The 13,863-nt window shown below is 73.8% G+C and carries 13 protein-coding genes; 7 read left to right on the forward strand and 6 right to left on the reverse strand.

Annotated elements, in window-relative coordinates; all coding sequences use genetic code 11:
• The first annotated feature begins 16 nt into the window (after positions 1–16).
• Entirely contained in the window at positions 17–1,264 is a 1,248-nt protein-coding gene (locus tag ENKNEFLB_RS20885; protein ID WP_214057107.1) for an alpha-hydroxy acid oxidase, read from the forward strand.
• Between the two features lie 11 nt (positions 1,265–1,275).
• Here ENKNEFLB_RS20885 and ENKNEFLB_RS20890 read toward each other — a convergent pair whose 3' ends face one another.
• Positions 1,276–2,226, reverse strand: coding sequence for a 2-hydroxyacid dehydrogenase (locus ENKNEFLB_RS20890; protein ID WP_246535709.1), 951 nt, complete (start codon positions 2,224–2,226; stop codon positions 1,276–1,278).
• A gap of 80 nt (positions 2,227–2,306) precedes the next feature.
• Here ENKNEFLB_RS20890 and ENKNEFLB_RS20895 point away from each other — a divergent pair, with 80 nt between their 5' ends.
• Entirely contained in the window at positions 2,307–3,221 is a 915-nt protein-coding gene (locus tag ENKNEFLB_RS20895) for an AEC family transporter (protein ID WP_214057108.1), read from the forward strand.
• Between the two features lie 29 nt (positions 3,222–3,250).
• Positions 3,251–4,672 (forward strand): FAD-binding oxidoreductase, encoded by a 1,422-nt coding sequence (locus ENKNEFLB_RS20900; protein WP_214057109.1) that lies wholly within the window; start codon positions 3,251–3,253, stop codon positions 4,670–4,672.
• Between the two features lie 13 nt (positions 4,673–4,685).
• Here the strand turns inward: ENKNEFLB_RS20900 and ENKNEFLB_RS20905 are convergent, their stop codons facing one another.
• The gene (locus ENKNEFLB_RS20905; protein WP_214057110.1) at positions 4,686–6,104 is read right to left on the reverse strand and encodes an APC family permease; all 1,419 of its coding nucleotides are present in this window, start codon (positions 6,102–6,104) and stop codon (positions 4,686–4,688) included.
• Between the two features lie 159 nt (positions 6,105–6,263).
• Here ENKNEFLB_RS20905 and ENKNEFLB_RS20910 point away from each other — a divergent pair, with 159 nt between their 5' ends.
• Complete coding sequence (locus ENKNEFLB_RS20910; RefSeq protein WP_214057111.1) at positions 6,264–8,363, forward strand: M14 family zinc carboxypeptidase; 2,100 nt, start codon at positions 6,264–6,266, stop codon at positions 8,361–8,363.
• Between the two features lie 98 nt (positions 8,364–8,461).
• On the opposite strand, the gene ENKNEFLB_RS20915 is transcribed toward ENKNEFLB_RS20910, so the two are convergent.
• Positions 8,462–8,770, reverse strand: a complete 309-nt coding sequence (locus ENKNEFLB_RS20915; RefSeq protein ID WP_214057112.1) for a hypothetical protein — start codon at positions 8,768–8,770, stop codon at positions 8,462–8,464.
• On the reverse strand, positions 8,767–9,672 hold the full coding sequence (locus ENKNEFLB_RS20920; RefSeq protein WP_246535710.1) for a zinc metalloprotease: 906 nt from the start codon (positions 9,670–9,672) through the stop codon (positions 8,767–8,769). Before ENKNEFLB_RS20920 ends, ENKNEFLB_RS20915 begins: the two co-directional genes overlap by 4 nt.
• Positions 9,673–9,801: 129 nt before the next feature.
• On the opposite strand from ENKNEFLB_RS20920, the gene ENKNEFLB_RS20925 reads away from it, so the two are divergent.
• Positions 9,802–10,272, forward strand: a complete 471-nt coding sequence (locus ENKNEFLB_RS20925) for a YdeI/OmpD-associated family protein (RefSeq protein WP_214057113.1) — start codon at positions 9,802–9,804, stop codon at positions 10,270–10,272.
• A 16-nt stretch (positions 10,273–10,288) separates the two neighbouring features.
• Here ENKNEFLB_RS20925 and ENKNEFLB_RS20930 read toward each other — a convergent pair whose 3' ends face one another.
• A complete protein-coding gene (locus ENKNEFLB_RS20930) occupies positions 10,289–11,191 on the reverse strand; it encodes a dioxygenase family protein (protein ID WP_214057114.1) in 903 nt (300 codons plus the stop codon).
• A 3-nt stretch (positions 11,192–11,194) separates the two neighbouring features.
• The gene (locus ENKNEFLB_RS20935) at positions 11,195–11,830 is read right to left on the reverse strand and encodes a YceI family protein (RefSeq protein WP_214057115.1); all 636 of its coding nucleotides are present in this window, start codon (positions 11,828–11,830) and stop codon (positions 11,195–11,197) included.
• Positions 11,831–11,922: 92 nt separating this feature from the next.
• Here ENKNEFLB_RS20935 and ENKNEFLB_RS20940 point away from each other — a divergent pair, with 92 nt between their 5' ends.
• Positions 11,923–12,438, forward strand: coding sequence for a MarR family winged helix-turn-helix transcriptional regulator (locus ENKNEFLB_RS20940; protein ID WP_246535711.1), 516 nt, complete (start codon positions 11,923–11,925; stop codon positions 12,436–12,438).
• Between the two features lie 104 nt (positions 12,439–12,542).
• Entirely contained in the window at positions 12,543–13,856 is a 1,314-nt protein-coding gene (locus ENKNEFLB_RS20945; RefSeq protein WP_214057116.1) for an HAD family hydrolase, read from the forward strand.
• Positions 13,857–13,863: the final 7 nt, after the last annotated feature.

The raw sequence follows: 13,863 nt of genomic DNA on the forward strand, positions 1-13,863 counted from the left end.
ACTTCGAGGAGCGCCAGTGAGTGCGCCGATCCAGCCCCCGCCGCGCCAGCTCCCCCGCTGGGACGACCTGCGCCCGTTCCTCCAGCTGCGCGACGCCCACCGCGACCCCGTCGAGCGCCGCCTCGCCCGCTGCCTGAGCATCGACGACCTCGAGGAGCGCGCCCGGCGACGGGTCCCGGCCGCGGTCTGGGACTACGTCGCGGGCGGCTCCGAGGCGGAGGTGTCCCTGGCGCGCAACCGGGCGGCGTACGACCGGGTCGAGCTGCGACCGACGACCTTCGGGCAGGTGCCCGAGCCGAGCACCGCCACCACGATCCTGGGCCGGCCGGCCGCGGCGCCGGTCGTGCTCGCACCCACCGGTTACACCCGCCTGTCCCACCACACCGGCGAGCGCGCGGTCGCCGCGTCCGCGGCCGGGGCGGGGCTGCCCTACACGCTCTCCACCTACGCCACCGCCTCCGCGGCGGACGTCGCCGACGCCTCGCCCGGCGGGCGGAACTGGTTCCAGCTCTACGTGATGAAGGACCGCGCGGTCACCGCCGAGCACGTCGCGCAGGCCCGCGAGCACGGCTACGAGGCGCTGATGATCACCGTGGACACCACCGTCACCGGGCTCAAGCGCAAGGACGTGCGCAACGGGTTCGCCATCCCGCCGGCGCTCACCGCGCGCACGCTGGCCGGCCTGGCCCGCCACCCCGGCTGGGTCTCGAACATCCTCACCACCGAGCCGCTGCGGTTCGCGACCTTCCCCGAGGGGTCGCCGTACGGCCGGTGGGGCATGTCCAACGAGCTGCGCGAGCAGACCCTGCGCCCGGCCGACGTCGCGGGCATCAAGGAGCAGTGGGGCGGGCCGGTCGTGGTCAAGGGGATCCTGTCGGTCGGCGACGCGGTCGCCTGCGTCGAGGCCGGCGCCGACGCCGTCGTGCTCTCCAACCACGGCGGGCGCCAGCTCGACCGCTCCCCCGCCCCGCTCGAGCTGGTCGCCCCCGTCGCCGAGGCCGTCGCGAAGGTCAGCGGCACCGCCGAGGTCTACGTCGACTCCGGCGTGCGCCACGGCGGCGACGTCGTCGCGGCCCTCGGCCTCGGCGCCCGCGCGGTGCTGGTCGGGCGGCCGTACCTCTACGGGCTGATGGTCGGCGGGCAGCGCGGCGTCGACAAGACCCTGGCGCTGCTGGTCGCCGAGATGCGTCGCACGATGTGCCTGCTCGGCACGCCCGACGTCGACTCGATCACCGGCGAGCACGTCCGGCTGCGCGACTCGTGACGTCGTCCGTCTCAGCCGAGCGGGGTGACCAGCGTGCCGTCGTCGAGGAACGACGCCACGTTGGCCAGGACCAGGTCGCGCATCGCGGCCCGGGTCTCGACCGTGCCGCTGGCCAGGTGCGGCAGCAGCACCACGTCGTCGCGCTCCAGCAGCGCGGCGGGCACCTGGGGCTCGTCGGCGAACACGTCGAGGCCCGCCCCGCCGAGCCGTCCGCCCTCGAGCGCCGCGACCATCGCGGCCTCGTCGACCACGGCGCCGCGGGCCACGTTGACCAGGAACCCGTCCGGGCCGAGCGCGTCGAGGACGGTCGCGTCGACCGCGCCGCGGGTGCGGTCGGTGAGCGCGCAGGTCAGCACCAGCACGTCGACCTCCCGGGCCAGCTCGGCGAGGTCCGCGACGTACGGCAGGTCGACGCCCGACTGCGCTCCGCTGCCGGTGTAGGACACCGCGCACCCGAACGCCTCCAGCCGCACAGCGACGGCCTTGCCGATCCGGCCGAGCCCGAGGATCCCGACCCGCGCACCGCTGACCTTGCGGGTCAGCGGGAAGGCGTACGACCCGCCGCCCGGCCGCGCCCACTCCCCGCGCCGGACGAACCGGTCGGCCGCGCTCAGCCGCCGCATCACGTCGATGACGAGGCCGACCGCGGTGTCGGCGACGCAGTCGGTGAGCACGTCCGGCGTGGTCGAGGCGACCACCCCGCGCGCGGCCAGCGCCTCCAGGTCGGTGCGGTCGTGGCCGACCCCGAAGTGCACGACCGCCCCGAGGTCGGGCAGCCGGTCGAGGGTGTCGGCGCGCACGCCGGTACGTCCGGTGGTCACCGCGACCCGTACCCCCGCGCCGCTCCCGTCCCCGGTCGGGTCGAGCGCCTCGAGCGGGCAGGCGGCGTACCGCTCCTCGAGCGCTGTCACCAGGTCGGGCATCAGCGGGCCGACGGTCACGACTGCGGGAGACTGGGTCACGGCCGGACCGTAGGCAGCGCCGACGGGCATCGTCCAGTGCCGTCCGGGCATCACCGCACCACTCTCGGGAAAGACCACACGTGGACCTGCTGACCGGCTTCACCACGATCCTCGCCGTGATCGGCGCGGGCGCCTTCCTGGCCCACCGTGGCGTGATCGACGAGCGCGCGCAGCGCACCCTGGCCGAGGTGTCGTTCTTCGTGGCCACCCCGGCGCTGATGCTGACCACGATCAGCCGGCTCGAGATCGGCCGCGACACCACCGCCAACGTGGTCGCCTCGGCGCTCTCGCTCGCGACCTGCTTCCTGGTCTTCGCGCTCGTCTCCCGGCTGGTCTGGCGCAACGAGGGCGGCGACGTGCTGATCGGCGCCCTGGTCTCGTCCTACGTCAACGCCGGCAACCTCGGCATCGCCGTCGGCGCCTACGTCGTGGGCGACGCCGCGGTCGTCGTGCCGACCCTGCTGGTGCAGGTGCTGGTGGTGCAGCCGCTGAGCCTGGCCTTCCTCGACCGCCGCGCCGGCCGCGGCACCAACGCCGCCTCCGTCGTGAAGCGGCTGGCCAGCAACCCGCTGACCATCGGCTCGGCGATCGGGCTGGTCCTCGCGGTCTCCGGATGGACCTTGCCCACGATCGTCGGCCAGCCGGTCGCGCTGCTGGCGGGCCTCGCCATCCCCGCGATGCTCCTGTCGTACGGCGCCGCGCTCCGCCTCAGCCCCCCGCTCGGCCGGGCCGGGCAGCGGCGAGAGGTCGTCTTCGCCACGGTCCTGAAGCTCGGCGTGATGCCGATCGTGGCGTGGGCGGTCGGCTCCGCCTGCGGCCTCGACGGCCGCGCCCTGCTCGGCGTCGTGATCGTCGCCGGGCTGCCCACCGCGCAGAACATCTTCCTGCACTCCACCCGCTACCGCGTCGGCGAGACCCTGGCCCGCGAGGTCGTGCTCGTCACCACGCTCGGCTGCCTGCCGGTGGCGCTGCTGATCGCGCTGCTGCTCGGCTGATGACCGCCCCGCCCGCCCCTGGAGGCCACGTGACCGTCCCCGACCGCCTGCTCGACGCCCTCACCACCGCGCTCGGGTCGGCCGGCGTGCTCACCGCCGCCGCCTCCCCCGACGACGTCGCCGGCCACGTCGTCGACTGGCGCGGCGCCCACCGCGGGAGCACCCCGGCCGTCCTGCGCCCGGGCTCGACCGCCGACGTCGCGACCGCCGTACGCCTGTGCCACGAGGCCGGCGTCGCGCTCGTGCCGCAGGGCGGCAACACGGGTCTCTGCGGCGGCTGCGTCCCCGACGGCTCCGGGTCCCAGCTGGTGCTGTGGCTGGGCCGGATGCGCGCGGTGCGCGACGTCGACCCGGTCGGCGGCAGCGCGACCGTGGAGGCCGGGGTGACCCTGCGCGGACTGCAGGACGCGGCCGCCGGCGTCGGTCGGCTCTTCCCGCTCTCCCTCGGCTCCGAGGGCACCGCCACGGTGGGCGGGGTGCTGGCCACGAACGCCGGCGGCACGGGCGTGCTGCGCTACGGGATGATGCGCGACCTGACCCTCGGGCTCGAGGTCGTGCTCCCGGACGGTCAGGTGTGGGACGGGCTGCGCGCGCTGCGCAAGGACAACACCGGCTACGACCTCAAGCAGCTCTTCGTCGGCGCCGAGGGCACGCTCGGCGTGATCACCGCGGCGACCGTCCGCCTCCTCCCGGCCACCCCGGCGCGGGCGACCGCGTGGGTCGCGGTGCACGACGTCGCTGCGGCGGTCGCCCTGCTCGCGGTCGCGCAGGAGCACGCGGCCGGCGACCTGACCACCTTCGAGGTCGTGTCGCGCGAGGCGGTCGGGCTGGTGCTCGACCACGCCCCCGGCGCGCGCGACCCGTTCTCCGCGGCGCACCCCTGGTACGTCCTGGTCGAGCTCGCCGGTTCAGTCACCGAGACCCTCGGGACACGGCTCGAGGAGGTCCTGGTCGCCGCCGACGAGCGGGGGCTCGTGGCCGACGCCGTGGTCGCGGGCGGGCCGGCGCAGCGTACGGCGCTGTGGCTCCTGCGCGAGGGCGTCTCCGAGGTCCAGGGCCACGCCGGGCCCAGCCTCAAGCACGACGTCACGGTCCCGATCGCCGCGCTGCCCGCGCTCGTCGCGGCCACCGACCGGGCGCTGGAGGCGGTGCTGCCGGGCGTCCGCCGGATCACCTACGGCCACGTCGGCGACGGCAACCTGCACCACAACCTGTCGAAGCCGGTGGGCGCCCCGGACGCCGTGCTGCGCGACAGGGCGGACGCGCTGTCGGCCGCGATCTACGACGAGGTGACGAGGCTCGGCGGCAGCATCTCCGCCGAGCACGGCCTCGGCTCGGCCAAGCGCGACCTCGCCGACGTCTACGGCGACCCGGTCGAGCGCGAGCTGATGCGGACGGTGAAGCGGGCGCTCGACCCGCGGGGGCTGATGAACCCGGGCAAGGTCGTCTGAGGCGCACCGGGGTTCAGCGACCCGCCCGTGCGGCAGCGACGAGCTCCTCCTCGGCGCCGACCCCGGGCCCGATCCGGGGCAGCCGCCGCATCAGCACGAGGCCGGCCGCCCACCACAGGCCGAGGATGACCCACTCCGCCGGCCAGATCAGCGCGGCCGGCATGCCCGGCAGGAACAGCACTCCCAGGCCCAGCGACAGCAGCGCGGCCAGCACCCCGAGCGGCTGGCCGGCTCGCAGCCGGAACGGGCGTTCCATCCCCGGTTCCCGCCGGCGGAGCACGACGAAGGTCGTGGACACCATGAAGAAGCCGACCACGATGGCGAACCCGCCGGCGTCCACCAGCCACACCAGCATCTGCTCGCCGAACAACGGGGCCAGCACCGACAGGCCGCCGATGAACAGCAGGGCGTTGCTGGGCGTGCGGTAGCGCGGGTGCACCTTCGCGAACCAGTGCGGCACCATCCCCGAGGCCGCCATCGCGTAGAGCAGCCTGCTCGCGCCGAGCAGGAACCCGTTCCAGCTGGTGAGGATGCCGGCGACCCCGCCCAGGACCAGGATCGTGCCGAAGGTGTCGCTGCCCCACAGCGCCGCCATGCCGTCGGCGGCCGGCAGCGTCGAGGCGGCGATCTCGCCGCGCGGGAGGGACGACCCGACGGTCAGCATCACCACGACGTAGAAGGCAGCCGCGGCGACCACCGAGACGACGACCAGCTTGCCGATCATCGCGAACGGCAGGTCGATCTCCTCCGCGGACTGCGGGATGACGTCGAAGCCGACGAACAGGAACGGCACCGCCACCAGCACCGCGACGATGCCGCCGACGCCGCCGGAGAAGAGCGGACGCATGTCGTCCGCGCTGCCACCGACCGCGGACCCGACGAGCAGCAGCACCCCGACGGCGAGCAGGAACAGCACGGCGAGCCCCTGGAAGACCGCGGCCGGCCGGACGCCGACGTAGTTCAGGGCCGTGATCACGACCGCGCCCGCGATCCCGACGGCCACCCAGGACAGGTAGACCTCGTACCCGGCGACCGACCATAGCCGTCCCGCGAGCATGTCCGGTGCGAGGTAGAGCAGGGTCTGGGGCAGCGCGACCGCCTCGAACGCGACCACGGAGACGTAGCCGAGCACCAGGCTCCACGAGGTGACGAAGGCGGCGCGGGAGCCGAGCCCGCGCAGGACGTAGTTGTGCTCGCCGCCCGCCTTCGGCATCGCCGCGACGAGCTCGGCGTAGGTCAGCCCGACCAGCACCATGATGACGCCGCCGAGGACGAAGGCGAGAGCCGCGCCGCCCGTGCCCGCGTCCTCGAGGAACCCGCCGGCGAGGACCACCCACCCGAAGCCGATCATCGAGCCGAACGCCACGGCCAGGACGTCCCACCGCCCCAGGACCCTGGTGAACTGCTGGCTGTCCGCGTGTGTATCGGTCATCGCTCGCCCTCCGAGAGAGCGGCAACGTAGCACCGGGCCCGAGCACCGACAAGGTCGTCCGCGCCGACCTCCCGGACCCTCTCGACAAAATACCCCGTCCGGTGTTGGGTGACTCGCACTGCGGAGCATCCGGTGCACCGCGCTCTCGGGAGGAAGAACATGCGTCCACGACTCCAATCGCGCCGTCGAAGGCTGACGGCGCTCGGCGCCGGACTGTCCGGCGCCCTCGCTCTCACGCTCGCCTCGGCCGCGGTCACGGGACCGGCCAGCGGTGAGCCCGGCAACGGCGCGGACGACCGCGTGCAGGTCGTCAAGGTCGACGCCCCCACCGTCGCCCAGCGCAACGAGGTGCTCGCGCTCGGGCTCGACCCGACCGAGCACGCCGACAAGTCCGGCATCGAGGTCGTGCTCTACAACGAGGCCGACCGCGAGCTGCTGCGCGAGGCCGGATTCACGTGGAGCGTCGAGGTGCGGGACCTCGAGGCGCAGGCCGAGCGCCAGCGCAAGGCCGACGCGGCGTACGCCGCCCGCGTCGACGAGTCGCCGCTGCCCAGCGGTCGCACCGCCTACCGCACCTACGACGAGTACCTCTCCGACATGCGGATGCTCGCCGAGCGCTACCCCAGGCTGACCAGGCCGCTGACCCTGGAGCGGCGCACGGTCCTCGGCGAGCCGATCCGGGGCCTGGAGATCACCACCGGCGCCGACACCGTCGCCGACGGCAAGCCGACCTTCCTGCTGCTCGGCGCCCACCACGCGCGGGAGTGGCCGAGCTCGGAGAACACCCTCGAGTTCGGCTTCGACATGCTCCAGTCGTACGCCGACGGCGACGCCCGCGCCCGGACGCTGCTCGGCGGCTCCCGGCTGATCATCGTGCCCGTCGTCAACGTCGACGGGTTCAAGGTCTCCCGCGGCGCCGAGCCGCTGGGCGACTTCTCGACCTTCGACTACGAGATGAAGCGCAAGAACTGCTCGATCTCCGAGGACACCCCGGAGCAGTACCTCGGCGGCACCTGCGAGGAGAACCCGGCCGGGCGCCTGCGCGGCACCGACCTCAACCGCAACTACCCCGGCTTCTGGGGCGGCGGGGGCGCGAGCACCAGCTGGTCGGGCGACACCTACCGCGGCGACGGCCCCGGCAGCGAGCCCGAGAGCGACGCCGTGCGCAGCCTGATCTCCGAGCGCGCGGTCACGATGATGATCAGCAACCACACGTACTCGAACCTGATCCTGCGACCGCCGGCCATCGCCTCGACCGGCAAGTCCCCCGACGAGCTCGCGCTCAAGGAGCTCGGCGACTCGTGGGCCGAGGAGAACGGCTACGTCAGCCAGGCCTCGTACCAGCTCTACGACACCTCCGGCTCGACCGAGGACTGGAGCTACTGGGTCACCGGCGGCTTCGGCTACACCTTCGAGATCGGCCCGGACGGCTTCCACCCGGCCTACGAGGACGCGGTGGTCGGTGAGTACACCGGCACGACCGAGGCGGCCGGCGGCGGCGGGGGCAACCGGGAGGCGTACCTCCAGGCGATGGAGGCGGCGATGGCGCCGAAGTACCACTCCCAGGTCATCGGACGCGCGCCCGCACGACGCACGGTCACGGTGAGCAAGACCCACGTCTCGCCCACCTCGCCGGTCCTGCAGGCCGACGGCACGACCCGCAGCCAGATCTACTTCGAGGACCACCTGACGACCCGCTACCGCTCGGACGGCGGGAGGTTCCGGATGCACGTGAACCCCTCGACCCGGCCGCTGGTCGCCGGTCGGTACGGCCGCCTGCCCGAGGCACCGCCCCAGGACACGATCACCCTGACCAACCCCGCGGGCGTGCCCGCGGAGGGCGGGTCGGAGGAGACCACCTTCGACGTGCAGGGCCTGCCCGAGGCCGACAACGGCTTCGCCACGGTGAGCATCGAGTGGCCCGACGACGCCGACTGGGACTTCTACGTCACCGGCCCCGACGGCGAGACGGTCGGCTCCGGCGCGACGCTCGACAACCCCGAGGTCATCACGATCCCGGACCCGGTCGCCGGGACGTACACCCTGACGGCCGAGAACTACGAGGGCGCCGTCGGCGAGTGGTCGGGCGAGGTCTCCTTCTCCGGCCCCGAGCCGCCGCAGACCAGCGGCATCGAGGAGGCCTGGCAGCTCACCTGCACCGACCGACGCGGCGAGGTCCACGCCAGCCGTACGGTCGTGGTCGACCGGGGCGAGAAGGTGCGCGTCGGACGGGCCTGCGTCCCGCGCAAGCGACGCTGACCCACCCACGGAGAGCAGCGGATCACTGCCACCTGGTGGCAGTGATCCGCTGCTGTCATGTCCGGGCGGGGCGGGCAGGACGGGTCGGGTCCGGTCGGCTACCGCTTGCGGACGACCAGGCGCTCGGCGTCCGCGGCCACGACCGCCATCCGCCGGGGTACGCCCTGGGTCGCCCCCTCGCTCAGCGTGAGGGTGTCGTCGGTCAGGTCCCAGCTGCCGCTGGCCTCCTCGGGGGCGTCGTTCGCGCCGAGGCCGCTCTCGGCGAAGGTGCCGTCGGCCCGCAGGTCGAACGCCATCCGGCCCCGCGCCGGCGGCAGCGGGGTGCCGACCGGGCGGAACACCATCTCGTCCGCGGAATCCTCCTCGTGCACGTGCACCCAGCGGCCGGTGACGTCGTCGCTCCTCATGCCGGCGCGAAGGACGCGCGCGGCCCGGCCAGGCACGCGTTCATCCGGGTGACCTGGCCGGCCGTGAACATGAACATCGCGGCGTCGTCGACGTAGTCCATGTAGTTCATGAACATGCCGCCGTGCGGGCCGTTGCTGCAGGTGATCACCGGGAAGGTCGGCTTTCCGGTGTTCGGGCCCTCGCAGTTCGGGGTGTCCGGGACCCGGTCGCCGCCGCTGCAGTCGAGGGTGTCGCCCCAGATGTGGCGCAGGTTGAGCCAGTGCCCGATCTCGTGGGTGAGCGTCCGGCCGCCGTCGAACGGCGCCGCCGCGGTGCCCTCGGTCCCGACCGCGGTGTTCAGCACGACGACACCGTCGGTCGCCTTCGGGCCGCCGGGGAACTGGGCGTACCCGAGCAGGCCGTTGCCGAGGGTGCAGACCCAGATGTTGAGGTAGGCGTCGGCCGGCCAGGCCGCCGACCCGCCCCTGCTCGCCCGCTTGACGTCGTCGCCGGGCCCGAACGAGCGGCGCTCGGTCTGCACGCGCACGACGCCGTCGGTCTTCTTCCCCGCCGGGTCGCGCCTCGCCAGCCGGAACTCGATCTTGGCGTCGGCGACCAGCCCCTGCCACGGGGCGGGCACCTGGGCGATGTCCGGGTTGGTGGCGCGGAAGTCGCGGTTGAGGACGTCGAGCTGGCTGCGGAGCTGCTCCGCGCTGACGTCCTCCGGCCCGGTGCGGTGCACGACGTGGAAGACGACCGGGATCGTCACCAGCCGGCGCGCGACCCGCTCGGCCTGCCCGGACATGACCGCGCGGGCGGTGAACTGCTCCGCGCGCTGCTGGTTGCGGCGGAACGACGGCTGCTCCTCGAGCAGCCGCTCGTACTCCTGCATGGCGGCGCACTGACGACGTCTCGGGGGCATCGGCCCTCCCTCGGCTGGGTGGACCGGCGCACCTGGACGAGCGTTCAGCCCTGCGAGCGAGAATCCTCGGGGGCCTGGGGGCTGTCAAGGGATCTCACCGGCACCAGCACCTGAGCGAGGATGGGCGGCATGGCGCCGGACGGCACGTGGGTCGAGTTCGACACCCTCGTCGAGCCCCTGCCCTGGGGCCGGAACACCTACACGATCCTGCGCCTCGACGAGACGCTCGTCGACGCTGCTGCGGCAGCGGGGACCCGCCGGGTCGAGGGCGACATCGAGGGTGTGGCCGTCAACGTCGGCGTGAACCGCGCCGACGTCCTGCCGGACGCGTTCATGTACGCCGGCAGGGCGCTGCAGCGACGCCTCGGCGTGACCCCCGGCGACGTCGTCCGGTGCCGGCTGCGGCCGGCCGACCCCGCCCACGTCCCGCTGCCCGACGACGTGCGGGCCGCGCTCGAGACGGCCGGCCGGCTCGAGGCGTTCGAGGGGAGGTCGCCGCCCGCGCGCCGACGACTGCTGCAGCCGGTCGAGGAGGCGGCGCAGGCCGCGACGCGGGCGCGGCGGGTCGCAGCGCTCCTACGGGCGCTGGACCCGGGCTGACCCCCCGGGGCAGGGGTCAGGCGACCTGGAAGGACCGCTTCGACAACCCGATCCCGAACCCGTCGATCGCCGTGGTCGGCGGGGCGGTGGGGTCGTCGGCCGCGCCGAGGGTCACGAAGAGCGGTGTGAAGTGCTCGACGGTCGGGTGGGCGTAGGGCATGCCCGGCGCCTTGTCGCGGAAGGACGCCAGCTCGTCGACGTCGCCGGTGCGCAGCGCGTCGGCGGCCCAGAGGTCGAAGTCGGAGGACCAGCCGGGCACCTGGTCGGGGCGCGACCAGTCGAGGTAGGGCAGGCCGTGGGTCATGTAGCCCGACCCGACGACCAGGACCCCCTGCGCGCGCAGGTCGCGGAGCCGGCGGCCGAGCTGCATCAGCCGGCCGGGGTCGTGCGTGGGCATGCTCATCTGGACCACGGGCACGTCGGCCTCGGGGTACATGATCTTCAGCGGCACCCACGCGCCGTGGTCGAGGCCGCGGGAGCGGTGCTGGTGCAGCTCCTCGCCCGCCGGCACCATCCCGGCCACCTGGCGGCTCAGCACGGTGGCGTCGGGGGTGTCGTACCGCATCTGGAAGTACATCGGCGCGAAGCCACCGAAGTCGTAGACCAGGTCGCTCGGGGTCGGCGTCGACAGCGAGGTCGGCGCCCGCTCCCAGTGCGCGGAGACGACGATGATCCCGCGTGGGCGCGGCAGCCGCTGCGCCCACGCGTGGAGCTCGTCCATCCAGCCCGGCATCTCGAACAGCATCGGCGCGCCGTGGCTCAGGTAGAGCGCGGGCAGCGGTCCGTCGTCCGGGGTCCAGGCCCGGTGCGGACGGGCGGCGCGGAGCGCGTCGGCCTGTCGCAGGTGCGCGGCGAACGGATGACCGGGGTCGATCCGTGCGTCGGCCCGGGCCGTCGTCGAGAGCAGGGCCTCAGCCATCGGTCAGACGTTCTTGATCGCGGAGACGTCGAACTCGAGCTTGATCTTCTCGGAGACGAGGACGCCGCCGGTCTCGAGCGCGGCGTTCCAGGTCAGGCCCCAGTCCTTGCGGTTGATGGTGGTGCTGCCCTCGAAGCCGGCTCGCTGGTTGCCGAACGGGTCGGTGGCGGTGCCGGTGGACTCGAAGTCGATGGTGACCGACTTCGAGGCGCCCTTGATGACGAGGTCGCCGGTGATCGCCCAGTCGTCGCCCGAGCGCTCGACCTTGGTCGAGGTGAAGGTGATCGAGGGGTGGTTCTCGACGTCGAAGAAGTCGGCGGAGACCAGGTGGCCGTCGCGGTCCGTCGAGCCGGTGCTGACGGACGAGACCGGGATGCTCAGCGCGACGGTCGAGGCGCCGGGGTTCGCCGAGTCGATGTGCGCGGTGCCGGTGAACTCGCCGAAGGCGCCGCGGACGGTGGTCACCATCGCGTGGCGGGCCGAGAAGCCGAGGCGCGAGTGGCTCGGGTCGATCGTGTAGTCGCCGGTCAGGTCGACGGAGACCGGCGCGTCGGCGACGGCGGTCGCGACGCCGGCGGCCTGGGCCGGGTTCGAGGCGGTGGTGTCGGTGTCGGACTTCGAGCGGTTGAAGATGCCCATCAGGAGCTCCTAGGTGTCGTGGATTGGTTCAACGTTGATGTAACGCTAGCAGTTGAAACTTCAAGGTGCAACTAATGCCCTAGGATCGACGCGTGAGCGACGACACGGTGGGCGCGGACGGCGCCCCGGAGCCCCGGTGGCTGTCCCTCGAGGAGCGGCAGAGCTGGCTGGCGCTCTCCCGCGCCCTGATCACGCTCCCGGCCGCGCTCGACGCCCAGCTGCAGCGCGACGCCGGCCTCAACCACTTCGAGTACGTGGTGATGGCGATGCTCTCCGAGCAGCCCGACCACGCCCTGCCGATGTCGCAGCTGTCCTCGGTCGTCGCCGGGTCGCTGTCGCGGCTGTCCAACGTCGTCAAGCGGCTCGAGGCCCGCGGGTACGTCCGCCGCGACGGCCACCCCGAGGACCGCCGGGTCAAGGTCGCCCACCTCGAGGAGGCCGGCTGGCAGGCGCTGGTCGCCGCCGCCCCCGGTCATGTCGAGCACGTCCGCCACCTCGTGATCGACGCGATGCGGCCCCGCGAGCTCGTCCAGCTGCGCCACGCGCTGCTCAAGGTGCTGGACCGGGTCGACCCCGAGGGCCGCTCGGTGATCACCGAGCCCGGCTAGCAGCCGCACACCCCGCCGAAGCCTGGTCAGGACCCACGCACGGGCGTACGTTGCCCGGACGGCCGCGCCCACTCGGGGTGGGACCGCCTCACCGTGGAGGCACCGTGCACCTGCCTGGACCCGTCCGCACCGTGACCGCCGGCCTCGCCGGCCTCGCCCTCGCGCTGGGCCTGGCCCCCGCGTCGCCCGCGAGCGCCGCGCCACCGGCCGCCCCACCGTCCGCTGCCGGGCCGTGCCCCCAGCTCCGTCTGGCCGACCGCTGGTACGGCGACGTCGGCGAGCGGCTGCAGGAGGCGATCGACCAGGCCGGGTCCTGCGAGGGCTCCGGCAGCGACGCCCCCGTCGCGGTCTTCGACTGGGACAACACGATGATCAAGAACGACATCAGCGACCAGACCACGTTCTGGGTGCTCCGGGAGTCGCTGCTGCGCCAGCCCCCGCGCCGCGACTGGTCGACCACCAGCCGTTGGATCACCCCGGCCGCCGTCCGGGCGCTGCGCGACGCGTGCGGCTCGCTGGCCCGCCCGGGCCGGGCCCTGCCGACCGGCGAGCGTCGCCCGCAGGCGGTCGCCTGCGCCGACGAGATCCTCTCGATGCGTCTCGAGCAGACCACCACCGGCGGCAGGCCGGGGTTCGCCGGCGGTTACGACCACCGCCAGATGAACGCCGGGTACGCGTGGATGGCCCAGCTGATGGCCGGGCGCACCCCGCGCCGGGTCCGGGCGCTGGCCGCCGACGCCCGGGACGCCGCCCTGCGCGCCGACCGCGGCGACACCTGGCGGGTCGGCAGCAGCCGGCAGATCCGCTGGGTCCGCTACTACGCCGAGCAGCGCGACCTGGTCGCGACGCTCGAGGCCGCGGGGATCACGCCGTGGGTGGTCAGCGCCTCGCCGCAGCTGTGGGCCGACGTGTGGGCGCCCGGCATCGGCGTCCCCCGCTCGCGCACCATCGGCATCCGCTCCGTGGTCGAGGACGGCCGGGTCACCACCGGGCTCCAGGGCTGCGGCGGCTACGCCGACGGCAGCGACCGGATCATGACCTACGTCGAGGGCAAGCGGTGCTGGGTCAACCAGGAGGTCCTCGGGATCGAGGGCCCCGCGGCGCTGGACGTCGCTCCGGCCGCCGTACGCCCGGTGATCGCCGTCGGCGACGCCTCCACCGACGTCTCCATGGTGTCCGACGCGACGCTGGCCCACGTCGTGCTGAACCGCAACAGCGACGAGGTGATGTGCCGCGCCTACGACGACGCCGACGGCCGCTGGCTGGTCACGCCGATGTTCATCGAGCCGCTGCCGCGGATGCCCGGCCGCTACCCCTGCTCCACCGAGGGCGCGGAGCGCAGCGACGGGTCGTTCGGTCCGGTGCGCCGCCCGGACGGCAGCGTGGTGCCCGACCAGCGGGACCGCGTCCACCCCTGACGCGGTC

It is taken from the genome of Nocardioides aquaticus, from assembly GCF_018459925.1.
In the GTDB taxonomy this organism is placed as follows: Bacteria; Actinomycetota; Actinomycetes; order Propionibacteriales; family Nocardioidaceae; genus Nocardioides; species Nocardioides aquaticus.